Raw genomic sequence first — 21,635 nt, 5'->3', positions numbered from 1 at the left:
TGCGGGCGCAGGAATGTCCGTCAGGTTTCGCGTTGCCCCTGCCGGGGAGGTTCTGTCCTCGTCCCGCCAACGCATATCTGGGGCGCCCATGCACCAGATTGCCGCAAAAACCAAGCGGCTCTGTGCAAAGGCGCACAACTAGGCGTTATTTGGCCGGTTCGACCCAGCCGATCGAGCCATCGGTACGGCGATAGACCATATTGTGCCGTCCGGTGCCGGTGTTCTTGAAAAACAGCGCGTTGGTGTTGCGCAGATCGAGCATCATCACCGCATCGGACACGGTCGCCTCGGGCACGTCGACCCGGGTCTCGGCGATCACCACGGGGAAATCGCCCGCCTCGTCTTCCTCGTTGCCGCTGTCGAACACGGTATAGGCAGCCTCTTCTTCGGCCAAAGCGTGCTGTACCTGCTCCTGGCGGCCCTTGAGGCGGCCCATATAGCGGCGCAGCTGCTTGTCGATCTTCTCTGCGGCAATGTCGAACGCGACATGCGCGTCGGGCGCGATACCCTGGCCCTTGAGGATCAGGCCCTGCATCACATGCGTGACGATATCGCACTGGAACTGGTCATGCGGCCCTCGCCCGAAGGTGACCTGACTGGATATCGCCTTTGAAAAATACTTTTCGACAATCGCATTGAGCCGGTCCGAGACATGCACCTTGAGTGCTTCGCCAGTATCGACCTGATGACCTGAAATACGAATGTCCATGATGTTCTCCATTTTTGAGGCCCACCGCCGGCATGAACCGCGGCAGACCGGACAGAATGTCCCCTGCGCAAGGGCAGAAGGTATTTAGGGAACCTGGTTCTGACCTCCTTTCGCGAAGAGTTTTGTTTTCAACGCTTGGACAGCCACAAGGGCTGCTTGATCTTGGCGAGAAATTCCTGGTGCGCCACCAGTTCTTCGGCGCTGGCGGCGAACTGACGCGGCAGGCGATGCGGACGTCCGATGGCAGGAATCAGCCGGGGCCGGGCGGGAATGCCCGATGCGTCGCCATCCATCTCGTCGGCCAGACCCAGCCCGATCTGCCGCCCGCCGGTCAGCTCGATATAGACCTGCGCCAGCAACTCGGCATCGAGCAGCGCGCCGTGCAGTACGCGGTGGCTGCGATCGACCCCGAAGCGCTTGCACAGAGCATCGAGGCTGGCCGGCGATCCGGGGAACTTGGACCGCGCCATCGCCACGGTGTCGATCACGCGCGCCATCGGGATCGGCGGCAGATCGATCCGCGCCAGCTCGGCGTTGACGAAGCGCATGTCGAACCCGGCATTGTGCGCCACCAGCTGCGCATCGCCCAGAAACTCGAGCAGTTCGCCCGCGCGCTCATGGAACAGCGGCTTGTCGGCGAGAAACGCGTCCGAGTGGCCATGCACGCGCTCGGCCTCGGGCGGCATCGGCATCTGCGGGTTGAAAAAGGCGTGGTAGGTGCGGCCCGTGGCCATCCGCCCAACCATCTCGATACACCCGATTTCGACCATCCTGTGCCCTTCGTCGGGGGACAGGCCGGTGGTTTCGGTATCGAAAATGATCTCTCTCATTTCAGTCATTATTGGCCTGATTTGATCAGCGCGCAAGAGACGACCGCAAATTCCCCAGCAGCTTCCGCACCGCCTGCCGCGTGCCCAGCTTGGTGCCCCCGGTGGGGATGATCCAGTCGGCATGGCAACGCTTGTGATGGTCGGCCATCTGCAGGTGACGAATGTGCCGAAGCCGTGCGGCGGTCATGCCTGGCCGCGCCATCACGCGCTTGCGCTGCTGCCACAAAGCGGCGGACACGACGACGATGCCGTCGACATGCTCGGTGCCGCCCTTTTCGAACAGCAGGGGAATGTCGAACACGATGATGCGCCGCGCGCGGTTGGCCCGGACGAACGCAGCCCGCGAGCGCCCGACGGCGGGGTGGACGATATGCTCGAGCATCTTGAGCGCAGCCGGCTTGCCGAACACCGCCGCGCCCAGCTTCGCCCGATCGACGCCTTGCGCCCCGGTGGTGCCGGGAAACGCTGCCTCGATGGCTGGCAGCAGGGCGCCGCCCGGTCCCTGCAGCCGGTGGACCTCGGCATCGGCGTCGAACACCGGCACGCCTTCGGCGCGCAGCATGGCAGCGACGGCCGACTTGCCCATGCCGATCGATCCGGTCAGCCCCAGCACCATAGGGCGGTGTCGATGATGGGGGGGCAGCCGCTTGACGTGCGCGGTCATGCGGTCAGCAGCGCGCGCAATTCGTCCTCGCCATCGCGCGGCGGGGCGACACCGAAAAAGATCTCAAACGCGAGCGCCGCCTGGCCGATCAGCATTTCCAGTCCGTCGACGGTGTCGAGCCCGCGGGCGCGCGCCGCCTTGAGCAAGGCGGTTTCGAGCGGCGCATAGACGATGTCATAGACCAGCGCGCCTTGCGCCAGCGTCGACAGATCGACTTCGAGCGGATCGAAGCCCCGCATGCCGAGCGGGCTGGTGTTGACCAGCAGCCCGACATCGCCGAGCGGATCGCCAAGCCCGCGCACCTGGCCCTTCAATCCGAAGCTGGCGAGCAGCCCCATCGCCTTGAGCGCATTGCGCGCGTGGATGGTGACCGTGCCGACATCCATGCGGGACAGGGCAAACAGCACCGCCCGCGCGGCCCCGCCCGCCCCGATGATCGCGACATCCGCGCCGGTGAAATCGCTTTGCCCCAAGGGTGCGTAGAACCCGCCGGCATCGGTGTTGGTGCCGAACACGGCGCCGGTTTCATCGCGCGCGATGGTGTTCATCGCACCGATGCTGGCGCGGACATCCCCGGGATCGGCGACATGCTCCATCACCGCCATCTTGTGCGGGATGGTGACGTTGCAGCCGCGCCAGAGCGGATCCTTGCTCCGCGCCGCGATATAATCGGCCAGCCCTTCGGGCGTCACATGGGTGGCGCGATAGTCTGCGTCCATTCCCAGCCTGGCGAACCAGAAGCCATGGATCAGCGGCGATTTGCTGTGCGCGATCGGGTCGCCGATCACTTCTGCGTAAGGTTTTTCCACAGACTTGTTCGGCCGCTCAGCTCGGCATCAGCTCGCGCTCGCGCAGAAAGCCGAGCAGGGGCAGCAGGGGCATGCCCAGCACGGTAAAATGATTGCCATCGATCTGGCTGAAAAGCTGGGCGCCCGCGCCTTCGATCTCGTAACAACCCACCGTATATCCAATCGATTCCCAGTGCTTATCCACATAGTCGCGCACAAAGGCGCTGCCCAGAGGACGCACGTGCATCACCGCTTTTTCCACATGCCGCCAGATCGGCCGTCCGCCCTCGACGATCACGGCGGCGCTCCACAATTTGTGCGCCTCGCCCGATAGAGTTTCGAGCTGGCGGATCGCGTCTTCGGGCGTCTGCGGCTTGGACAGCATCTCGCCGGTCGACGTTTCGAGAATCTGGTCCGATCCCAGCACCATCGCTTCGGGCCGTTTCGTGCCCACGCGCATCGCCTTCGCTTCGGCGAGCGCATCGGCAATATCGCGCGGAGAGGTGCCCTCGGCGTGGAGCGAGGCTCGGATTGCCGATTCATCGATATGCGCCGCCACCACGGTGAACGGCACATCGGCCTTGTCCAGCATGGTCCGGCGCGATGCGCTCTGCGATGCGAGTATCAGCATGTCTTGGTGTCCTTACTCTTCATCTATGGCCAGCCCTGCCTGTCCGCGGCTTTCGCGCTCGTTGAACAGGTTGATGATCGCTGCGGCCGATTCCTCGATCGACCTGCGGGTCACATCGATCACCGGCCAACCATTATCCGCAAACATCCGCCGGGCAAAGGCCAGCTCTGCCTTGACCTTCTCATCATCGACATAATCGGTTTCGGGTGCCTGGTTCAAGGACAACAGCCGATTGCGCCGCACCGCGATCAGCCGCTCGGGGTTGGTGGTCAGCCCGACGACCAGAGGATGCCGAAGCGAAAACAGTGCCCGAGGCGGCGGGGATTCGACCACGATCGGGATGTTCGCGGTCTTGTAGCCGCGGTTGGCGAGATAGATCGAGGTCGGCGTCTTGGACGAGCGCGACACGCCGGCGAGCACGATATCGGCGGCTTCCCAGTTTTCCCAGTTCTGGCCGTCGTCATGCGCGATGGTGAATTGAATCGCCTCGACGCGCGCGAAATACGCGGCATCGAGCACATGCTGCCTGCCGGGGCGTGCCTTGGCGGCCTGGCCGAGCAGGTTGGACAGCGCGTCGCTCACCGCATCGAGCGCGGGCACCATCGGCAGGCCGAGCACCCGGCAGCGCCGTTCGAGCTTGGCGCGGATATCGGGATTGACCAGAGTGAACAGCACCAGCCCCGGATTGGCCGCGACCTCGTCGAGGATCCGGTCGAGATGGGTTTCGGAGCGGACCATCGGCCAGAAGTGCTTTATGATCTCGACCGCATCGAACTGCGCCAGGGCAGCCTTGGCGATGTTTTCCAGCGTCTCGCCGGTGGAATCCGACAGCAGATGGAGGTGAAAGCGGCTCATGGCGATGGTCTGTGGGTTGTAGGGGGATAAATCAAGGCATGATGTTGTGGGCAAAACCGGGGAGGAAAACGCTCCCCTCTACCGGTTGAATCGTCCGGGCCTTTGTCCACAGCTGACAAGCTTATCGACAGGCTGTTGATAGCCGGGATAAATTTTCCGACTCGTGACGCTCGTGCAATTTGCCGACTGTCAATCTGTCGATACATCAGGCAAGAAAGCGTCATGCCGGTTATCAAGCGGCCTTCTTCAACAGATTCCTAATTAAAGGATATAAGATAAAGTATGGGCGGGGACACAGTTCAGACCGCAGTGCGCACCGCGCCGCTGCTCGAGTGCTTGGCAGGCAAGGTGCACGAGACGCCGCCGATGTGGATGATGCGCCAGGCTGGGCGCTATCTGCCGGAGTATCGGGCTCTCAGGGCAGAAAAGGGAGGCTTTCTCGAGCTGGTCTATGACAGCCCCTCGGCCGCCGAGATAACGCTCCAGCCGCTCAAGCGCTTCGATCTCGATGCCGCCATCCTGTTTTCCGATATCCTGATCGTTCCGTATGCGATGGGGCAGAACCTGCAGTTCCTGGTCGGCGAGGGACCGCACCTGTCGCCGACACTGATCGACCATGCGCTGGAAAGCCTTGTGCCGGTCCCTGAGCGGCTCGATGCGATCTATGAGACGGTGCGCTTGGTCAAAGCCGATCTTGCGCCTGAGAAGGCGTTTTTGGGCTTTGCAGGGTCGGCATGGACCGTGGCGACCTATATGGTCAACGGCGAGGGCAGCAAGGACCAGCACGCCACCCGGTCTTACGCCTATCGTGATCCGGAAGGCTTTCAGGCGCTCATCGACGCGATCGTCGATCTGACGATCACCTATCTCATCGGCCAGATCGATGCCGGGGTCGATGCGGTGCAGATTTTCGACAGCTGGTCGGGATCCTTGGCCCCGGCGCAGTTCGAACGCTGGGTCATCGCCCCCAATGCGCGGATCGCCGCCGCGATTCACGCAGCACGCCCCGGGGTTCCGGTGATCGGCTTTCCCAAGGGCGCGGGCGAAAAGCTTGCCGCCTATGCGCGCGAGACCGGGGTTGATGCGCTGGGTCTGGATGAGACGATCGATCCGGTCTGGGCCGCGGCCAACATCCCGGCGCATCTGCCGGTGCAGGGCAATCTCGATCCGCTGGCGCTGCTGGCGGGTGGCGAGCAGATGGAAAGCGCGGTCCGGCACATCATCCGCACCTTCGAGGGGCGGCCGCACATTTTCAACCTGGGCCATGGCATATTGCAGCAGACGCCCATTGAACATGTTCACGCACTGCTTACACTGGTGAAGCAGGGCGCATAATCGCGCTGCCTAACGAGCGGGCGGGTTTTCCTGCCCGCACACACGGCATGGCACCATGAACGAGCTCCTCCTGACAACGGATTACGTCCTTTCAATGCTCTATCTCTGGCTCAAAGCGGCGCATCTGATCTTCGTCATCTTCTGGATGGCGGGGCTGTTCATGATGCCGCGGTTCTTCGTCTATCATCAGGAAGCCGCTGCCGGATCGCCCGAGGCGGCGCTCTGGGTCGAGCGCGAGGCCAAGCTCAAGAAGATCATCCTCAACCCCGCGCTGATCGTGGTATGGCTGCTCGGACTGGTGCTGGCGGTGCAGATCGGCGCGTTTTCGCAAGGCTGGTTCCACGCCAAATTGCTGTTCGTGCTTTTGCTCAGCGGCTATCATGGCTGGATGGTCGGCTATGCGAAAAAGCTCGCAAGGGGCGAGCGCAAGTTCACAGGCAAGCAATTGCGGCTGGTCAACGAGGTGCCGGGCATCGCCGCTGCGGTGATCGTGATTTTGGTGATCGTGAAGCCTTTCTGATCCTCCGGTATTGAACGTCCTGTTCCCCCGCGAAGGCGGGGGCCCATCTCCTGCCGGTGCGTCTGGATGCACGCTTTGGAGATGGACCCCTGCCTGCGCAGGGGATCGGGAAAGGATGCGGTAGGGGAAAGTGCTATTTCGCCCCGTCGCAGCCCCGATTGACTTTCCCGCAACCCGGGCTTATTTCGCGTTCGTCCCGTCCGGGACCTTTGACGACCCTTTCCACCAGCGACCGGATTACCGGCTGGGCGTCCCACAGAACTTCCCATGACTGTCGCCTGATCTTTTTGCGGCACCCATCCCACGGAAACCTGCACCTCATGCATCTTAAAGAACTTAAGCAGAAAACCCCCGCTGAACTCGTCACCATGGCCGAAGAGCTGGGCGTCGAGAGCGCCTCGACGCTCCGCCGCCAGGACCTGATGTTCGCGATCCTCAAGGAACTGGCCGATGATGGCGAGCTCATCATGGGCCTCGGCACCATCGAAGTGCTGTCCGACGGGTTCGGGTTTCTGCGCAGCCCCGAGGCGAACTATCTCGCCGGGCCCGATGATATCTATGTCTCTCCCAACCAGGTGCGCCGCTTCGGCCTGCGCACCGGGGACACGGTCGAAGGCGAGATCCGCGCACCGCGCGACGGCGAACGCTACTTCGCGCTGACCAAGCTCACCGCAGTCAATTTCGATGATCCCGATGTCGTGCGTCACCGCGTCAACTTCGACAACCTGACCCCGCTCTACCCTGACGAAAAGCTGCGGCTCGACACGCTCGACCCGACCGTCAAGGACAAGTCGGCGCGCGTCATCGACATCGTCTCGCCGCAGGGCAAGGGCCAGCGCGCGCTGATCGTAGCCCCGCCGCGCGTGGGCAAGACCGTGCTGCTGCAGAACATCGCCAAGGCGATTACCGACAACCATCCCGAGGTTTTCCTCATCGTGCTGCTGATCGACGAGCGGCCCGAGGAAGTCACCGACATGCAGCGCAGCGTCAAGGGCGAGGTCATCTCGTCCACGTTCGACGAACCTGCGCAGCGTCACGTCCAGGTCGCCGAAATGGTGATCGAAAAGGCCAAGCGTCTGGTCGAGCACAAGAAGGATGTCGTCATCCTGCTCGATTCGATCACGCGTCTGGGCCGTGCCTACAACACCGTGGTGCCCTCGTCGGGCAAGGTGCTGACCGGCGGCGTCGATGCCAACGCATTGCAGCGCCCCAAGCGCTTCTTCGGTGCTGCGCGCAACATCGAGGAGGGCGGTTCGCTCTCGATCATCGCCACCGCGCTGATCGACACCGGCAGCCGCATGGACGAGGTCATCTTCGAAGAGTTCAAGGGCACCGGCAACTCGGAAATCGTGCTGGATCGCAAGGTCGCCGACAAGCGCATCTTCCCCGCATTGGATGTCGGCAAGTCCGGCACCCGCAAGGAAGAGCTGCTGGTCGAGAAGGACATCCTGTCGAAAATGTGGGTGCTGCGCCGCATCCTCATGCAGATGGGCACCATCGATGCGATGGAATTCCTGCTCGACAAGATGAAGGATTCGAAGACCAACGAAGACTTCTTCGACTCGATGAACCAGTAAAAGCCTGAAGGGTACTGCGCTGATGAGCGAATTCTGGTCCCACATCGTCATGGACTTTTCCGGGCTGTTTGCCGGCGACGCTGCGGCGTGGTTTGCATTCGGCCAGGTGTTGATGATCGATATCCTGCTCGCCGGCGACAACGCGATTGTCGTTGGCGCGCTGGCCGCGGGTCTGCCCGCCGATCAGCGTCGCAAGGTCATCCTGATCGGCATCATTGCCGCTCTGGTGCTGCGCATCGCCTTTGCCTTGGTGGTGACCCAGCTGATGCAGATTGTCGGCCTGATTTTTGCTGGCGGTCTGCTGCTGCTGTGGGTCTCGTGGAAGATGTACCGCGAGCTGCAACCTGCGGGCGGATCGCCTGGATCGCCGGAAGTCGAGGGCGATGAGAATAGCGGGCTGAAGCCTGCCAAGAGCTTTGCCTCGGCCGCCTGGGCGGTTGCGGTGGCCGATGTGTCGATGAGCCTCGACAATGTCCTGGCCGTCGCGGGCGCGGCGCGCGAACACCCCGGCATCCTGATCGTCGGCCTGATCCTCGCGGTTGCGCTGATGGGGGTCGCTGCCAACTTCATCGCCAAATACATCGAGCGCTATCGCTGGATCGCCTATTTCGGCCTCCTCGTGATCCTGTATGTCGCGGGCAAGATGATCTATGACGGCTTTGTCGATCCGGTGGTCGGGGTCGGTACCCTGTTCTAGATTTCTGCCCGATCCAGGCTCGCGTCCTGCCTCCGGAATTTGCTACATGGAGGGGATGGCGCGAGAAGGATTGCAGCAATGACAGAGGCAGGCGTCGATCTTCGCCGACAACTGGGCAGCTTGCTGTCGCGCGGGCAGGCGTCCGATGCGGCGTCGCTGCTTGGCCGGCTTGCGGACGAGGGCAACGCCGACGCGCAATATGAGCTGGGCCTCTGGCGGCTCTATGGCCAGTATGTCGATCGGGATCCCGAAGCAGCAGCCCGGCTGTTCCGTTCGGCGGCTGGCCAGCATCACGCCGAGGCCATCGCTGCAGATATCGCGCTGCTCGCCAATGGCCTGGCCGGGCCCGACCACCCGGACGCTGCAATCCGCGCCGTGCGCGCGCGGGCGCCATCAGACCCTCGTTATGCAGGCCAGCTTGCGGCGCTGGAGATGCTGGAACAGGCGCCCATGCCGGTCGGCGCGTGCCTCAGCCAGAACCCGGATATTCGGCTGTTTGCCGACGCTCTGCCACCGGGCGTATGCGACTATGTCATGGATGCGGCGCGTTCCAGGCTGGCACCGAGCTTTGTCGTCGATCCCGCCACGCGCAGGCGGGTACCGCACCCGGTGCGCACCTCACACGGCACCAATTTCGGCCCGGTCGAAGAGGATTGCGTGATCAATGCCATCAACCGGCGGATTGCCGCCATCACCGGGACCGACTGGCGTGCCGGCGAGATGCTGCATGTCTTGCGCTATACGCCGGGCCAGCAATACCGGCTGCACCACGACGGTCTGCCGCAGGTGACTAACCAGCGCCAATGGACCGCGATCGTCTATCTCAACGAGGCCTTCGAGGGCGGCGCCACCGACTTTCCGCTGATCGGCCTGCAGGTTGCTCCCCGGCGCGGCGCGATGCTGCTGTTTGCCAACACCACGGCGGATGGCGCGATCGATTCGCGCACCCGCCATGCCGGCACGGCGGTGGACCGCGGCGAAAAATGGGTGGCGACACGTTGGATCCGCACCCGAAAATGGACGCCATGGTGCGATGACGCGGCAGCATAGCGGATCGGGCGGAAACAATTCGACGCCTGCAGGGTTGGATCCTGATAGACTGTGCGCAGACGACAGACGGAGGAGCGGGCGATGATGCGGGTAATGCTGACAGGAATTGCGGTGGCGGCATTGGCCACCAGCATGGCGAGCGCCAAGGAGCAGGCGCAGATCGCCGCATCGGCAGAAATATCCGAGGCGGTGACCTTGTTCGAGCTGCCCGAGGGGTCGCGCCCGCATGACGTCGCCCCCGCCCCCGATGGCAAGATCTGGTACACAGCCCAACGCCAGGGTGCGCTGGGCATCCTCGACCCGGTCACCGGCAAGGTTGTGCAAGTCCCGCTCGGCCCCGAATCCGCGCCGCATGGCGTCATCCAGGGTCCTGACGGCATGGCGTGGATCACCGATGGCGGTCAGAACGCCATCGTCCGCTACAACCCCGAGGACGGCAAGATCGACGTGTGGAAGCTGCCTGAAGACACCGGCTACACCAACCTCAACACCGGCGCGTTCGACGGCAAAGGCACGCACTGGTTCACTGGCCAGAACGGGGTTTACGGCAAGGTCGATGCTGCCACCGGCAAGGTCGACGTGTGGAAAGACCCCAAGGGCCGCGGCCCCTATGGCATCGCCACCGCGCCTGATGGCACCGTATGGTATGTCTCGCTCGCCGGAAGCCATCTGGCGAAGATCGACAGCGCGACCGGCGAGATCAGCGTGATCGAGCCGCCGACGCCGGGCGCCGGGCTTCGCCGGGTCTGGGCGGACAGCCAGGGCGATCTGTGGATCACCGGCTGGAACAGCGGCGAGCTCTATCGCTATCGCCCCTCGAACACGAGCTGGAAGACCTGGAAGCTGCCCGGCGATGCGCCCAAGGCCTATGCGGTCTATGTCGACGAGCGCGACATGGTATGGGTCAGCGACTTCGGAGACAACTCGACCCGCGTGTTCGACCCGCGCACCGAGAAATTCACCGCGCGCTATCCAGGCAGCGGCGAGGGGGCCAACGTCCGCCAGATCCTCGGCCGCAAGGGCGAGGTGATGCTGCCTGAATCGGGCACCGAGCGGATGATGGTCATCCGTACCGAGGCCAGATGATCCGCTGGCTTGGCGCGCTCGCGCTCGCACTGGTGATACCGACCGTCTCGTCGGGGCAAAGCCCTAACCAGAGCGGTGAACGCGCGTTCCAGCGCTGCTATAGCTGCCATTCGGTTACCAAGGGCGAGACGGGGCTGAGCGGGCCCAATCTTTACGGGCTGTCCGGACGGGCCATCGCCGCGGATCCGGGCTTTAAATATTCCAAGGCTTTCAAGAACTTCTCGAGTGCCAACCCGCGCTGGACGCCCGAGCTTCTGGACCGGTTTCTCACCGATCCGCAAGCCGTGGCGCCTGGCAATCAAATGGGATTCTTCGGGCTGACGAAGGCCGACGAACGCGCGGCGATCATTGCTTATCTCATGGCTTCCAACTAACCCAAGCGGTTATAACCGTCACCCCCGCGAACGCGGGGGTCCCGCTCACTTGTCATCGTCGCGCCAAAGCGGGATTCCCGCGTTCGCGGGAATGACGGCAACAGAGATTATTCTACCCCGCCTTCGCCAGCATCTCGCCCATTTTCTCCCAGACCTTGTTCATCGCTTTCATCGGGCGGACCATGACCTTGAAGTCCTCGATCTGGCCCGCGTCGTTCCACCGGATGATGTCGACGCCGTTGACCTGGATGCCGTCGAGCTCGAGCGCGAATTCGAGCATCGCGGTGTCGCCGTCGATGATCTGCCGGACATAATGGAAGCTGTCGTTGCCCAGCACATGCGCGGCGGCGTGGAGATAGGCGAAGACCTTGGCCTTGCCCTCTTGCGGGGTGTGGACCACCGGCGAGTGGAACACCGCGTCGTCTGCGATCATTGCGCCCAGCTTGTCGGGGTCGGAGCCGCCGTGCATGTAATCATGCCAGGCGGCGACCCCTGCCGACGCCGCGCTCATGCAAGATGCTCGGCGAAAAACGCCTGGGTACGGCTGTCTGCGAGCTGCGCGCCCTCCTCGTCGCGGCGGTCGCCCATCTCGGCGGCAAAACCATGATCGAGCCCGTCATAATCGTACAGCGTCACCTTGGGGTGATCATCCAGCCCCGCATGGATCGCGGCCTGCGCTTCAGGCCCGACGAAATGATCGGCCTTGGGGATGTGCAGCATCAGCGGATTGGCGATGGCATGCGATTCGTTGATCATCTGGTCGATCATCACGCCGTAATAGCCGACGCTGGCGTCGATATCGGTGCGCGCTGCCGTCATATAGGCAAGCTTGCCGCCGAGGCAGTAGCCCACCGCACCCACCTTGGCGACGCCGTCCAGCCCGCCGACGCCTGCACGGATCGCACGGATCGTCGCCTCGATGTCCTTTACGCCGTCATCGGCATCATATTGGCCGAAATAGCCGAACGCTTCCTGCAGCTCGGCTTCGACATCCGGATCGAGTTCGATGCCCGGCTTGATCCGCCAGAACAGATCGGGCGCGACCGCGAGATAGCCTTGGGCAGCCCAGCCATCGCACTTCTGCCGGATGCCCGGATTGACCCCGAATATCTCCTGGATCACGATGATCGCTGCCTTGGGCGCACCCTCGGGCGTTGCGACATAGGCGTCGAACTTCCCGGCGTGGTCGAAAGTCTGGATGCTGTGCATCGAACCCATTTTGCTCTCCATCATCAATTCGTTTGCTTTGGCGGCCATTTATACCCACTTTGCCATTGCAGATAAGCGTAAAACTGGGGCTTGGGGGCCTTTGCGCTGCAAGAAGGTAGATTGCCATGAAAGTGAATATCGAAGTCGATTGCTCCCCCGAAGAAATGCGCCGGTTCATGGGGCTGCCTGACGTGTCCGATGTCAACCGGACCTATGTCGATGGTGTCGTGAACGCGATGAAGGGCACCAGCAACGTCGACCAGCTGCAGACCATGGCCAAGAACATCGCACCCATGGGTGAGATGGGGCTGCGCTTCTTCCAGCAGATCATGGAAGCCGCAGCATCGGGTGCCAGCGGCAAGCCCAAAAGCGGCAGCTGACCACATCCCTTAACAATGCACGCAGGCGATACGATCTTTGCGCTGTCCAGCGGCGCACCGCCTGCGGCATTGGCCATCATCAGGATCAGCGGGCCGGGCGCCGGCAATGCGCTGGCGGCCTTGTCCGGCGGACTGCCGTCGCCGCGCCACGCGGTTCTGCGTTCCCTGCAGGATCCTGATGACGGCGGTCTGCTCGACCGTGCGCTGGTGCTATGGTTTCCCGGGCCGACCACGGCAACCGGGGAAGACCTTGCCGAGCTGCATCTGCACGGCGGTCGCGCGGTGGTGCGGGCGGTGGAAGCCGTGCTGGCGCGCATGCCGGACTTGCGACTGGCCGAGCCGGGCGAGTTCACCCGCCGGGCTTTCCTCAACGGGCGGATGGACCTGGCCGAGGCCGAGGGATTGTCCGACCTGCTGTTTGCCGAGACCGAGGCCCAGCGCGTCGCTGCGATCCGGATGGCCAGCGGGCACCTGTCGCGCCAGGTCGAAAGCTGGCGGCAGGAGGTCTTGCGGCTTTCGGCGCTGATCGAAGCCGAGCTTGATTTTTCCGACGAGGATGATGTCGCCAGCGGTGTGGCGGATACCACGGGGCAGGGCATCATCGCTCTGGCGAGCCACATCGGCGCAGCGCTTCAGCGGCCGCGGGCTGAGCGGTTGCGCGATGGTATTCGCGTCGTGCTGGCGGGCCCACCCAACAGCGGCAAGTCGACCCTGCTCAACGCCCTAGTTCAGCGGGAAGCTGCGATCGTCTCGGACATCGCCGGGACCACGCGCGATCTGATCGAGGTCCCGGTCGGGCTGAAGGGTATCCCGTTCGTCTTCACCGACACGGCCGGCTTGCGCGATGAGGGCGCGGAGGTGATCGAAGCGATCGGGATCGACCGCGCCCGCGATGCGATGGCGGTGGCCGATATCCTATTGTGGCTTGGGCCCGAGGGGCAGGGCGGGGCAAGGGCCTGGGAGATCGAGACGCAGATTGATCGCATCGATGTTTCACGTGAAACAAAGACCGCTGCCCGGCACAGGCTATCGGCTAGGACCGGGATCGGCTTGGACGGACTGATTGACGACCTCGTGATGACCGCACAGACACTGCTGCCGGGAGCGGGCGATGTCGCGCTCAACGCGCGCCAGCATCGGCTGCTGTCCGAATGCACCGAGGCGCTCGACCGCGCAGGCCAGCAGGATGACCTGCTGCTGCGCGCGGAATCGCTTCGGCACGCGCGGTTGGCGCTCGACCAACTGCTCGGGCGCACCCATGTCGAGGATATGCTCGACGCGCTGTTCGGGAACTTCTGCATCGGCAAATAACCTCTCCCCTCCCGCAAGCGGGAGGGGAGGCCGTAGGCCGGGGTGGGCTTGAACCGGAGCTAACGTCAGGCCCACCCCGTCTTCGCCTTCGGCTCAGCCACCCCTCCCGCAAGCGGGAGGGGAGAGATGATCTTCCCAACCCCTCGACCGAATCCCGCAACTGCGCTATGCGCGGTGTCATGGTTCAATTCGATGTTCTGGTTGTCGGCGGCGGTCATGCCGGATGCGAGGCTGCGGCTGTGGCCGCTCGGATGGGTGCGCGCACGGCACTGGTCAGCTTCACCCGCGATGCGATCGGGGCGATGTCGTGCAACCCCGCGATCGGCGGCTTGGGCAAGGGCCATCTGGTCCGCGAGGTCGATGCCTTAGACGGGCTGATCGCGCGCGCGGCCGATCAGGCGGCGATTCACTACCGGATGCTCAACAGCTCCAAGGGCAGTGCGGTGCAGGGGCCTCGCGTCCAGGCCGACCGCAAGCTTTACAAGGCTGCCATTCAGCGGATGCTGGGCGAGCAGGACAATCTCCATATCGTCGAAGGTGAAGTCGCCGCAATTCGGATCGAAAGCGGCCGGGTGTCCGGGGTGAGTATGGCCGATGGCACCAGCATCGCTGCGCGGGCGGTGGTGCTGGCGACCGGTACGTTCCTGGGCGGACGCATGTTTCGCGGCGAAGAGCGGCTCGAGGGTGGACGCATCGGCGAGCCGGGCGCGAGCTTGCTGGCGCAGCAGCTCCGCGCTGCCGAGCTTCCCATGGCGCGGCTCAAGACCGGGACCCCGCCGAGGATCGACGGACGCACGATCGACTGGGCGATGCTCGATAAGCAGCCCAGTGACAGCGATGGCTGGACGATGTCGCCGCGCAGTCAAGGCCGCAGCGTGCCGCAGGTGTTCTGCGCGATTACCCGTACCTGCCAGCAGACGCATGACATCATCCGTGTAAACCTCGATCGCTCGCCGCTGTTCAGCGGCGCGATCGGCGCGCAGGGGCCGCGGTACTGCCCGTCAATCGAGGACAAGATCCACCGCTTTGGCGATCGCGATGGCCACCAGGTGTTCCTCGAGCCCGAGGGACTGGACACACATCTGGTCTATCCCAACGGAATTTCCACGTCGCTGCCGACCGATGTCCAGCGCGCCTTCGTGCGTTCGATGGCCGGGCTCGAGTGCGCTGAGATCGTCGTGCCGGGCTATGCGGTGGAATATGACCATATCGATCCGCGGGCGCTCGATCATCAGCTTCAGGTGCGGGCAATCCCCGGGCTGTACTGCGCCGGGCAGATCAACGGAACCACGGGATACGAGGAAGCTGCAGCCCAGGGTCTGGTGGCCGGCATGGCAGCGGCGGGGCAGGTGCTTGGACGCCAGATCGAACTGCCCGATCGCGCAACCAGCTATCTGGCGGTGATGATCGATGACCTCGTTTTGCAGGGCGTGACCGAACCTTACCGGATGCTCACCGCACGCGCCGAGTACCGGCTGCGGCTGCGCGCCAACAACGCCTCGGATCGGCTGACCGGGCTGGCGATCGGCAATGGCTGTGTGGGCGATGAACGCCAGGCGTGGTTCGAGCGGCGTCAGCGCGCCAAGGCAGGATTGCTGACAGCGCTCCAGCGTCCGGCCAGTTGCGCCGAGCTCGCTGCCCTGGGGCTGCCTGTCAAGGCCGATGGGGCGCGTCAGAGCTTGCAGGATTGGTTGCGCTTCCCGGCGATTTCGCTGGCGTCGCTATCTCCGCTGATCGAGGGGGAGCATGATCTGGCTGACGATCTGATCGCCGAGATCGAGGAAGACGCTGTCTATGCGCCGTATCTGGCGCGGCAGGATGCCGAACTGCGCGACCTGCGCGCCAATGAGCGCATCAGCCTGGGTGGGGATATCGACTACCGCGCGATCACCGGTCTCTCCAACGAAATGGTGGAGCGGCTCAGCCTGGCGCGGCCTGAGACACTGGCTGAAGCCGGACGCATTCGCGGGGTGACCCCGGCTGCGCTTGCCGCGATCCTCGTCCACGCCCGTCGCCAGGCAGCATGACCCAGACAATGATTATTCAGACCGAAGATGAGGCCCAATCCTGGCTGACCGATGTGCTGGATGTTTCACGTGAAACGATGGAGCGTCTGGAATGCCTGCGTGCGTTCGTGATCGCTGAGGCCGCTGGTCAAAATCTGGTGTCGGCATCTACGCTGCCCCAAATATGGCAACGCCACATCGTCGACAGCGCGCAGCTGCTGCGGTTTGCACGGCCTCAAGCTGGGCAGCGCTGGATCGATCTGGGCAGTGGCGCAGGGTTTCCAGGTCTGGTCATCGCGCTTCTGGCGCCATGCCAGGTCACCCTGGTCGAATCGCGCGGATTGCGGATTTCCTATCTCGAGCGCGCCGTCGATCATCTCGGCCTGCGTGGCCAGGTGGATGTGGCCGGGATGCCGCTCGAGCGGGTCCCGACGGTTAGTGCGGATTATATTTCTGCCCGCGCGTTCGCACCCTTGCCCAAACTGTTGGAGAGTGCCCAAAGGTTTTCCACAGATAAAACGTGCTGGTTGCTGCCGAAGGGCCGAAATGCTGCTGCGGAACTGGAAAGCATCGACCCGGCGTGGCACCATGTGTTTCACGTGGAACACAGTTTAACGGATGCCGATGCCGCCATTTTGGTTGGAACCGGAACCATCACCCAGCACAGTGGCGTCGGGCAGAAGCGCAGCCACAGGAGCCCATCATGATCCGCATTGCGGTCGCGAATCAGAAAGGCGGGGTTGGCAAGACCACCACCGCGATCAACCTGGCGACGGCCCTGGCTGCGACCGGGCTGAAGGTGTTGCTGATCGATCTCGACCCGCAGGGCAATGCCTCGACCGGCCTCGGCATCGCGCGCAACGACCGCGAGTTTTCGAGCTATGACCTGCTCACCAATGAAAGCTCGCTCGCGCAGTGCAGCGTGCCCACCCAGATTCCCGGCCTGGACATCGTTCCCGCCACCGTCGACCTGTCGGGCGCAGAAATCGAACTCGTCGATCTCGAGCATCGTACCCACCGCATGAAGATGGCGATGGACTCGGCCAGCGCGGGCCGCTGGCAGGTATGCCTGATCGATTGTCCGCCTTCGCTGGGGCTGCTGACGCTCAACGCGCTGGTCGCAACCGACCAGGTGCTGGTGCCGCTGCAGTGTGAATTTTTTGCGCTCGAAGGATTGAGCCAGCTGCTCCAGACGGTCGAACGGGTGCAGCAGCGCTTCAATCCGGACCTCGCGATCATCGGGGTGGTGCTGACGATGTACGACCGGCGCAACCGGCTGACCGATCAGGTGTCCGATGACGTCCGCGCGGTGCTTGGCAAACTGGTGTTCGATACCGTCATCCCGCGCAACGTCCGCCTGTCCGAGGCGCCCAGCCACGGCATGCCGGCACTGATCTACGATCATCGCTGCGTCGGGTCGGAAGCCTATATCGCGCTGGCACGTGAGTTCATTTCCCGGCTGCCCCGGGTCGAAGAGGAAGCCGCCTGATGGCCGAGGAACACGATCTGCCCGATGTCGCCAAGGCGCTGGGACGCAAGCGTCCGTCCGGGCTTGGCCGTGGCCTCAACGCGCTGCTTGGGGAAGCGGTGCGCGAGGAGCCTTTGATCCGGCGCGATGATGAGCCTTCGGGGCAAGCGATGCCGGCGACAGGGCTGAGGACGCTGCCGCTGTCCGAAATCCGCCCGCACCCGGGACAGCCGCGCCGCTGGTTCGACGAAGAGGCGCTCGACGACCTGGCGCGGTCGATCGCGCAGCGCGGGGTGATCCAGCCGGTGATCGTCCGTCCCCGCAGCGGCGGCGGGTACGAATTGGTCGCCGGCGAACGCCGCTGGCGCGCGGCGCAGCGCGCGCGGCTGCACGAGATTCCCGCGATCGTCCGCGAGCTCAGCGATCCCGATACCTTTGCGCTGGCGCTGATCGAGAATATCCAGCGCGAGGATCTCAATCCTGTCGAAGAGGCCGAGGCCTATCAGCGGCTGGTCGGCGATCAGGGCTATACCCCGGTCGAGGTCGCGCGGATGGTCGACAAGTCGCGCAGCCACATCGCCAATCTGATGCGGCTGCTGGCGTTGCCGCAGCCGGTGCTCAAGATGATCGCCGACAAGAGCCTGAGCATGGGCCACGCCCGCGCGCTGATCAACGTGCCCGATGCCGAGGCGATCGCTGCCGAGGTGGTCGATCGCGGGCTGTCGGTGCGCGAGGTCGAAGAGCTGGTGCGGCGGGCGCGCAGCGACGCTTCGGGAACGGCACCCAGCGCGCGTCGCAAGGGCTCGGGGCAGGGCAGCGATGATTCGGCCAGCAATGCCGATATCGCGGCGGTCGAACGCCATCTGGAGGACCTGCTCGGGCTCAAGGTCAAGATCATGACCGACGCCAACCAGCGCTCCGGCAGCGTGACCATCCGCTATGGCAATCTGGACCAGCTCGACCTGATCTGTCAGCGGTTGTCAGGTGATATTATCTAGTCTTTTCAGTGGTTTAAAGACCAATCTCTGTCATCCCCGCGAAGGCGGGAATTCCGCTTTGCTGCAAGTGTGGCGCCAAAGCGGGACCCCCGCCTGCGCGGGGGTGACGGTGCTGTGCTAAGACGAAATCACTAAGACGAAATCCGTCCCGAATCGTTGAGCACGTTGATCGCCGCGTGCACCCGCGCCTCGATTTCTTCGCGGGGAAGGCCGGCGGGGATGATCTCGCCGAACTTGTAGGTGACGACCCCCGGGTGCTTGATGAACCCGCGGCGCGGATACAGACACCCGCTGTCGAGCGCGATCGGGACCACCGGCAGTTTGGCGAGCTTGTACAGCCCGGCAAAGCCAGCCTGAAGGGGCGGCTGTTCGCCGGGGGGAATGCTGGTGCCTTCGGGATAGATCACGATCGACCGGCCCTCGGCGACGAACCTGCGGACCTCGGTCATCATCGAACGCAGCGCAACCGCACCGCCCGAACGGTCGATGAAAATCATGCCGTATGTCCGTGCGATCTGGCTCCACAACGGGATGCGCGACAGTTCGATCTTGGCGACGACCGCAGGACGGTTGAAGATTCGCAGCAGCTCGATCGTCTCGAAAAAACTCTCGTGCTTGATCGCGTAGAGCACCTGGCCGTCGGGAATCGCACCGTCGATGCGCGCCCGGATGCCGAGCAGCGTGCGGGCGCAGACATAGTGGTAGGTGCCCCAGAACCGCGCCATGCCCTGCAGCCGGTGCCGCGAGAACGGCAGGATGATAAAGGCGACGATGACGATCGGCACCGACCCGCCGTAAAAGGCGATGGTAAACAGGATCGTGCGCAACAGGGCGAGCAAAGTCCGCATCGTCAAACCCCGAACAACCCGGCCAGCACGCGCAGCACCAGCTTGTTGTACTCGCGCCACAAGGTCATCAGACTGGGCTTGCTGGCCACCGCATCGGTATAGATTGCGATGTTGTCGGGCAGCGCGCGGCGCAATTCATATTCGGCGCGGCGCATGTGCCAGTCGGTGGTTACCAGCCGCACCGATCTCACCTCGCGCTGTTCGGCCCAGCGCGCGGTCTCGATCCCGTTCGAGCGGGTGTCATAGGCGCGAAAGCCCAGATCGACGCAGCAATCGAACAGCGCGGTGGAGCCGGGATATTGCGCGTTGAGCTCGGCCGGGCGGACGTCGCGGTCGACACCCGAGATGAGCAGCCGCTCCGCCCATTCGTTGCGCAGCGCCTCGAGCCCCCGATCGATCCGCAACGGCCCGCCAGTGGGGACAACGACGGCATCGGTCTGCAGTTCGCCCAGCGGTTGCGGCAGCAGGATCGCAAACCAGGCGAAGCCGAGGATCCAGGCCAGCATGACCGATGACAAAAGGCGGACAATCACAGTTTTTTCCTGAGCGCATCCAGCACGGTGATGCGTGCGGTGATCACTGCCAGCGCAATACCCGCAATCGGCACGGTTGCAAGCAGCAGCCAGTCGAGCGGCCCGAACGATCCGGCAGACACCAGCCCCGAATCGAGCCGCGCGGCAGCCTCGCCGAGCAGCCACAGCACCGGCGCGGCGAGCAAACAGGCGAACAGCGCGCCCAACGCCGCGTCGAGCGCGATCCGGCGCTGGAACAATCGCGCGATTTGCGCATGGGTGCTGCCCAGAAGGTGCATGATATCAATGGTTTCGGCGTGTGCGGCGAAACTGCTGCGTGCCGAGAGCGTGACCGAGGCGATGCTGGCGAGCACCAGCAGGGCGACCAGTGCGATCGCCAGCCAGCGCAGCGTGCCGATCAGCTCGAACACCGGGCGCAGCCATTGGCCATGCGCGTCGATCCGCGCATCGGGTGCGGCCTGCGCCATCGCGCCGCGCAGCCGGTCCAACGTCGCCTTGTCGGCAGCCTGGCGGAAGCTCACGTCGATCAGGCTGGGCAGGGGGATATCCTTGCTGCCGGCGCCGCTGCCGAGCCAGGGCGACAGCAACGAGCGCACCTCGGCATCGCTGACCACCGTCACCGACGCCACCGCCCGGTCGGAGCGCAGCACCGCCTCGGCGGCGCTCGCCTGACGCTCGCGCGCCTCCGGATCGGCGTTGACGATCTGCACCGTGGCGCGCCCGGCCAGGTCGGCATTGATCTGGTCCGCAGCGCTGCCCAGCGCCAGTGCGGCGGCGGCGGCGAGCAGGGTGAGAAACAGCATCACCGCGATCACCCAAGGCATCGGCCCGGTCAGCCGTGCCTGCGGGATCAGCCGACGGTCATGCGCCGTGGGAAACATCGCGCCCAGCATCAGCCCCGGTCCTCGTCCCAGCCGCGCAGATCCGATGGTTTGGGCGGATAACGCAGGGCGCCGGTCGGGTCGAACAGGCGCCCGCCCTCGAGCCGCATCATCTGCGCGCGCTTGATCCGCGTCATCAGGTGGATGTCATGGGTCGCGACGATGATCGTGGTGCCCATCCGGTTGAGCGCCTCGAACAGGCGCAGCAGTTTGACGGCCATCTCGGGGTCGACGTTGCCGGTGGGCTCGTCCGCCACCAGGATGTCGGGCCGGGTGATCACCGCGCGCGCGATGGCGACGCGCTGCTGCTCGCCGCCCGACAGCGTGGCGGGCAATGCATCGCCGCGCGCGCTGAGCCCCACCCAGTCGAGAATCTCGCGCACCGGGGTGGCCAGATCGGCATCGCGCATCCCGGCAATACGCAGCGGCAGCGCAATGTTATCGAACGCCGAGAGATGCGGCACCAGTCGGAAATCCTGGAACACCACACCGATCCGGCGCCGAAAGCCAGGCATCCGGTCACGGCTCAGGGTGACGAGATCGCTGTCGAACAGCCGGATCATGCCGCGACTTGGCCGCTGAGCAAGATACAGCAGCCTGAGCAGCGAGGATTTGCCCGCGCCGGAAGGCCCGGTGAGGAAGTAGAACTGGCCCGAGAACAGGGTGAAAGAGAGGTCGGACAGCGCCTCCGGGCCGGTGCCATACCGCAGCCCGACATTCTCGAACTGGACGATGCTATCCATGGTCGCGCTGCTCATGCGCAGGCGATAGCGCGGGGTGGACCGGGCAGGCAATCACAATGCGCATCGCGATGGACTCTGCGGTGCCGATGGTGCCGGCCATGGGGGTCTGAACGTCGCCAACCCATTGAATTATAGCTCCGGC

Annotated in this window: 25 protein-coding genes; 13 read left to right on the top strand and 12 right to left on the bottom strand. The window is 64.1% G+C overall.

What is annotated here, in order from left to right; all coding sequences use genetic code 11:
* Positions 1–145: 145 nt before the first annotated feature.
* From raiA to QUV11_RS05630, 6 genes are all read right to left on the bottom strand, one after another.
* A complete protein-coding gene (raiA, locus tag QUV11_RS05655; protein ID WP_289619257.1) occupies positions 146–709 on the bottom strand; it encodes a ribosome-associated translation inhibitor RaiA in 564 nt (187 codons plus the stop codon).
* 128 nt (positions 710–837) lie between these two features.
* A complete protein-coding gene (gene dnaQ, locus QUV11_RS05650) occupies positions 838–1,539 on the bottom strand; it encodes a DNA polymerase III subunit epsilon (RefSeq protein WP_300881007.1) in 702 nt (233 codons plus the stop codon).
* Positions 1,540–1,564: 25 nt separating this feature from the next.
* Positions 1,565–2,203 carry a dephospho-CoA kinase gene (gene coaE, locus QUV11_RS05645; RefSeq protein ID WP_300880995.1) on the bottom strand — a complete coding sequence of 213 codons (639 nt, stop codon included), beginning with the start codon at positions 2,201–2,203 and terminating at the stop codon, positions 1,565–1,567.
* The gene (gene aroE, locus QUV11_RS05640) at positions 2,200–3,012 is read right to left on the bottom strand and encodes a shikimate dehydrogenase (protein WP_300880994.1); all 813 of its coding nucleotides are present in this window, start codon (positions 3,010–3,012) and stop codon (positions 2,200–2,202) included. Before aroE ends, coaE begins: the two co-directional genes overlap by 4 nt.
* A gap of 16 nt (positions 3,013–3,028) precedes the next feature.
* Positions 3,029–3,622, bottom strand: a complete 594-nt coding sequence (locus tag QUV11_RS05635) for a nucleoside triphosphate pyrophosphatase (RefSeq protein WP_300880993.1) — start codon at positions 3,620–3,622, stop codon at positions 3,029–3,031.
* A gap of 12 nt (positions 3,623–3,634) precedes the next feature.
* Positions 3,635–4,477 (bottom strand): pyruvate, water dikinase regulatory protein, encoded by an 843-nt coding sequence (locus QUV11_RS05630; protein WP_300880992.1) that lies wholly within the window; start codon positions 4,475–4,477, stop codon positions 3,635–3,637.
* 282 nt (positions 4,478–4,759) lie between these two features.
* On the opposite strand from QUV11_RS05630, the gene hemE reads away from it, so the two are divergent.
* The 7 genes from hemE to QUV11_RS05595 all read left to right on the top strand — a co-directional run bounded on the left by hemE (position 4,760) and on the right by QUV11_RS05595 (position 11,116).
* Positions 4,760–5,812 carry a uroporphyrinogen decarboxylase gene (gene hemE / locus QUV11_RS05625; protein ID WP_300880991.1) on the top strand — a complete coding sequence of 351 codons (1,053 nt, stop codon included), beginning with the start codon at positions 4,760–4,762 and terminating at the stop codon, positions 5,810–5,812.
* 55 nt (positions 5,813–5,867) lie between these two features.
* Complete coding sequence (locus QUV11_RS05620) at positions 5,868–6,332, top strand: CopD family protein (protein WP_289619261.1); 465 nt, start codon at positions 5,868–5,870, stop codon at positions 6,330–6,332.
* Positions 6,333–6,652: 320 nt separating this feature from the next.
* Complete coding sequence (gene rho, locus QUV11_RS05615) at positions 6,653–7,909, top strand: transcription termination factor Rho (protein ID WP_054135170.1); 1,257 nt, start codon at positions 6,653–6,655, stop codon at positions 7,907–7,909.
* A gap of 22 nt (positions 7,910–7,931) precedes the next feature.
* Positions 7,932–8,606: a TerC family protein gene (locus tag QUV11_RS05610; protein ID WP_300880990.1), complete on the top strand. Its 675-nt coding sequence runs from the start codon at positions 7,932–7,934 to the stop codon at positions 8,604–8,606.
* Between the two features lie 78 nt (positions 8,607–8,684).
* Entirely contained in the window at positions 8,685–9,656 is a 972-nt protein-coding gene (locus QUV11_RS05605; protein WP_300880989.1) for a 2OG-Fe(II) oxygenase, read from the top strand.
* 81 nt (positions 9,657–9,737) lie between these two features.
* Entirely contained in the window at positions 9,738–10,742 is a 1,005-nt protein-coding gene (locus QUV11_RS05600) for a PQQ-binding-like beta-propeller repeat protein (RefSeq protein WP_300880988.1), read from the top strand.
* A complete protein-coding gene (locus tag QUV11_RS05595) occupies positions 10,739–11,116 on the top strand; it encodes a c-type cytochrome (RefSeq protein ID WP_300880987.1) in 378 nt (125 codons plus the stop codon). The genes QUV11_RS05600 and QUV11_RS05595 overlap by 4 nt, the downstream gene beginning before the upstream one ends.
* 112 nt (positions 11,117–11,228) lie before the next feature.
* Here QUV11_RS05595 and QUV11_RS05590 read toward each other — a convergent pair whose 3' ends face one another.
* Together QUV11_RS05590 and QUV11_RS05585 are read right to left on the bottom strand one after the other, a co-directional pair.
* Complete coding sequence (locus tag QUV11_RS05590) at positions 11,229–11,627, bottom strand: nuclear transport factor 2 family protein (protein ID WP_300880986.1); 399 nt, start codon at positions 11,625–11,627, stop codon at positions 11,229–11,231.
* Entirely contained in the window at positions 11,624–12,334 is a 711-nt protein-coding gene (locus QUV11_RS05585; protein WP_300880985.1) for a dienelactone hydrolase family protein, read from the bottom strand. The genes QUV11_RS05590 and QUV11_RS05585 overlap by 4 nt, the downstream gene beginning before the upstream one ends.
* Before the next feature lie 116 nt (positions 12,335–12,450).
* Between QUV11_RS05585 and QUV11_RS05580 the strand changes: the two genes are divergently transcribed.
* The 6 genes from QUV11_RS05580 to QUV11_RS05555 all read left to right on the top strand — a co-directional run bounded on the left by QUV11_RS05580 (position 12,451) and on the right by QUV11_RS05555 (position 18,488).
* Positions 12,451–12,705: a DUF6489 family protein gene (locus QUV11_RS05580; RefSeq protein WP_300880984.1), complete on the top strand. Its 255-nt coding sequence runs from the start codon at positions 12,451–12,453 to the stop codon at positions 12,703–12,705.
* Between the two features lie 15 nt (positions 12,706–12,720).
* On the top strand, positions 12,721–14,016 hold the full coding sequence (gene mnmE, locus QUV11_RS05575; RefSeq protein WP_300880983.1) for a tRNA uridine-5-carboxymethylaminomethyl(34) synthesis GTPase MnmE: 1,296 nt from the start codon (positions 12,721–12,723) through the stop codon (positions 14,014–14,016).
* A gap of 179 nt (positions 14,017–14,195) precedes the next feature.
* Positions 14,196–16,043 (top strand): tRNA uridine-5-carboxymethylaminomethyl(34) synthesis enzyme MnmG, encoded by a 1,848-nt coding sequence (gene mnmG / locus QUV11_RS05570; RefSeq protein ID WP_300880982.1) that lies wholly within the window; start codon positions 14,196–14,198, stop codon positions 16,041–16,043.
* 8 nt (positions 16,044–16,051) lie between these two features.
* A complete protein-coding gene (rsmG, locus tag QUV11_RS05565) occupies positions 16,052–16,729 on the top strand; it encodes a 16S rRNA (guanine(527)-N(7))-methyltransferase RsmG (protein WP_300880981.1) in 678 nt (225 codons plus the stop codon).
* Positions 16,726–17,511, top strand: a complete 786-nt coding sequence (locus QUV11_RS05560) for a ParA family protein (protein ID WP_300880980.1) — start codon at positions 16,726–16,728, stop codon at positions 17,509–17,511. Before rsmG ends, QUV11_RS05560 begins: the two co-directional genes overlap by 4 nt.
* Positions 17,511–18,488 carry a ParB/RepB/Spo0J family partition protein gene (locus QUV11_RS05555; protein WP_300880979.1) on the top strand — a complete coding sequence of 326 codons (978 nt, stop codon included), beginning with the start codon at positions 17,511–17,513 and terminating at the stop codon, positions 18,486–18,488. The genes QUV11_RS05560 and QUV11_RS05555 overlap by 1 nt, the downstream gene beginning before the upstream one ends.
* A 131-nt stretch (positions 18,489–18,619) precedes the next feature.
* Here the strand turns inward: QUV11_RS05555 and QUV11_RS05550 are convergent, their stop codons facing one another.
* Genes QUV11_RS05550 through ftsE form a run of 4 tightly spaced genes read right to left on the bottom strand, consistent with a single transcriptional unit; the run spans position 18,620 to position 21,493 of the window.
* Entirely contained in the window at positions 18,620–19,336 is a 717-nt protein-coding gene (locus QUV11_RS05550; protein ID WP_300880978.1) for a 1-acyl-sn-glycerol-3-phosphate acyltransferase, read from the bottom strand.
* Positions 19,337–19,338: 2 nt separating this feature from the next.
* Positions 19,339–19,869 (bottom strand): YdcF family protein, encoded by a 531-nt coding sequence (locus QUV11_RS05545; protein WP_300880977.1) that lies wholly within the window; start codon positions 19,867–19,869, stop codon positions 19,339–19,341.
* Positions 19,866–20,762 (bottom strand): FtsX-like permease family protein, encoded by an 897-nt coding sequence (locus QUV11_RS05540; RefSeq protein WP_300880975.1) that lies wholly within the window; start codon positions 20,760–20,762, stop codon positions 19,866–19,868. The genes QUV11_RS05545 and QUV11_RS05540 overlap by 4 nt, the downstream gene beginning before the upstream one ends.
* Positions 20,762–21,493, bottom strand: coding sequence for a cell division ATP-binding protein FtsE (gene ftsE, locus QUV11_RS05535; RefSeq protein ID WP_300880974.1), 732 nt, complete (start codon positions 21,491–21,493; stop codon positions 20,762–20,764). Before ftsE ends, QUV11_RS05540 begins: the two co-directional genes overlap by 1 nt.
* Positions 21,494–21,635 lie beyond the last annotated feature (142 nt).

This window comes from Blastomonas sp. (genome assembly GCF_030373265.1).
Lineage (GTDB): Bacteria > Pseudomonadota > Alphaproteobacteria > Sphingomonadales > Sphingomonadaceae > Blastomonas.
This window is presented reverse-complemented; position numbering and strand designations above follow the sequence as displayed.

Coding starts and splice junctions, on each gene's coding strand:
- raiA (WP_289619257.1), bottom strand. CDS start 709: ATGGACATTCGTATTTCAGGTCATCAGGTCGATACTGGCGAAGCACTC.
- dnaQ (WP_300881007.1), bottom strand. CDS start 1,539: ATGAGAGAGATCATTTTCGATACCGAAACCACCGGCCTGTCCCCCGAC.
- coaE (WP_300880995.1), bottom strand. CDS start 2,203: ATGACCGCGCACGTCAAGCGGCTGCCCCCCCATCATCGACACCGCCCT.
- QUV11_RS05635 (WP_300880993.1), bottom strand. CDS start 3,622: ATGCTGATACTCGCATCGCAGAGCGCATCGCGCCGGACCATGCTGGAC.
- QUV11_RS05630 (WP_300880992.1), bottom strand. CDS start 4,477: ATGAGCCGCTTTCACCTCCATCTGCTGTCGGATTCCACCGGCGAGACG.
- hemE (WP_300880991.1), top strand. CDS start 4,760: ATGGGCGGGGACACAGTTCAGACCGCAGTGCGCACCGCGCCGCTGCTC.
- QUV11_RS05620 (WP_289619261.1), top strand. CDS start 5,868: ATGAACGAGCTCCTCCTGACAACGGATTACGTCCTTTCAATGCTCTAT.
- rho (WP_054135170.1), top strand. CDS start 6,653: ATGCATCTTAAAGAACTTAAGCAGAAAACCCCCGCTGAACTCGTCACC.
- QUV11_RS05610 (WP_300880990.1), top strand. CDS start 7,932: ATGAGCGAATTCTGGTCCCACATCGTCATGGACTTTTCCGGGCTGTTT.
- QUV11_RS05605 (WP_300880989.1), top strand. CDS start 8,685: ATGACAGAGGCAGGCGTCGATCTTCGCCGACAACTGGGCAGCTTGCTG.
- QUV11_RS05600 (WP_300880988.1), top strand. CDS start 9,738: ATGATGCGGGTAATGCTGACAGGAATTGCGGTGGCGGCATTGGCCACC.
- QUV11_RS05595 (WP_300880987.1), top strand. CDS start 10,739: ATGATCCGCTGGCTTGGCGCGCTCGCGCTCGCACTGGTGATACCGACC.
- QUV11_RS05590 (WP_300880986.1), bottom strand. CDS start 11,627: ATGAGCGCGGCGTCGGCAGGGGTCGCCGCCTGGCATGATTACATGCAC.
- QUV11_RS05585 (WP_300880985.1), bottom strand. CDS start 12,334: ATGGGTTCGATGCACAGCATCCAGACTTTCGACCACGCCGGGAAGTTC.
- QUV11_RS05580 (WP_300880984.1), top strand. CDS start 12,451: ATGAAAGTGAATATCGAAGTCGATTGCTCCCCCGAAGAAATGCGCCGG.
- mnmE (WP_300880983.1), top strand. CDS start 12,721: ATGCACGCAGGCGATACGATCTTTGCGCTGTCCAGCGGCGCACCGCCT.
- mnmG (WP_300880982.1), top strand. CDS start 14,196: ATGGTTCAATTCGATGTTCTGGTTGTCGGCGGCGGTCATGCCGGATGC.
- rsmG (WP_300880981.1), top strand. CDS start 16,052: ATGATTATTCAGACCGAAGATGAGGCCCAATCCTGGCTGACCGATGTG.
- QUV11_RS05560 (WP_300880980.1), top strand. CDS start 16,726: ATGATCCGCATTGCGGTCGCGAATCAGAAAGGCGGGGTTGGCAAGACC.
- QUV11_RS05555 (WP_300880979.1), top strand. CDS start 17,511: ATGGCCGAGGAACACGATCTGCCCGATGTCGCCAAGGCGCTGGGACGC.
- QUV11_RS05550 (WP_300880978.1), bottom strand. CDS start 19,336: ATGCGGACTTTGCTCGCCCTGTTGCGCACGATCCTGTTTACCATCGCC.
- QUV11_RS05540 (WP_300880975.1), bottom strand. CDS start 20,762: ATGCTGGGCGCGATGTTTCCCACGGCGCATGACCGTCGGCTGATCCCG.
- ftsE (WP_300880974.1), bottom strand. CDS start 21,493: ATGGATAGCATCGTCCAGTTCGAGAATGTCGGGCTGCGGTATGGCACC.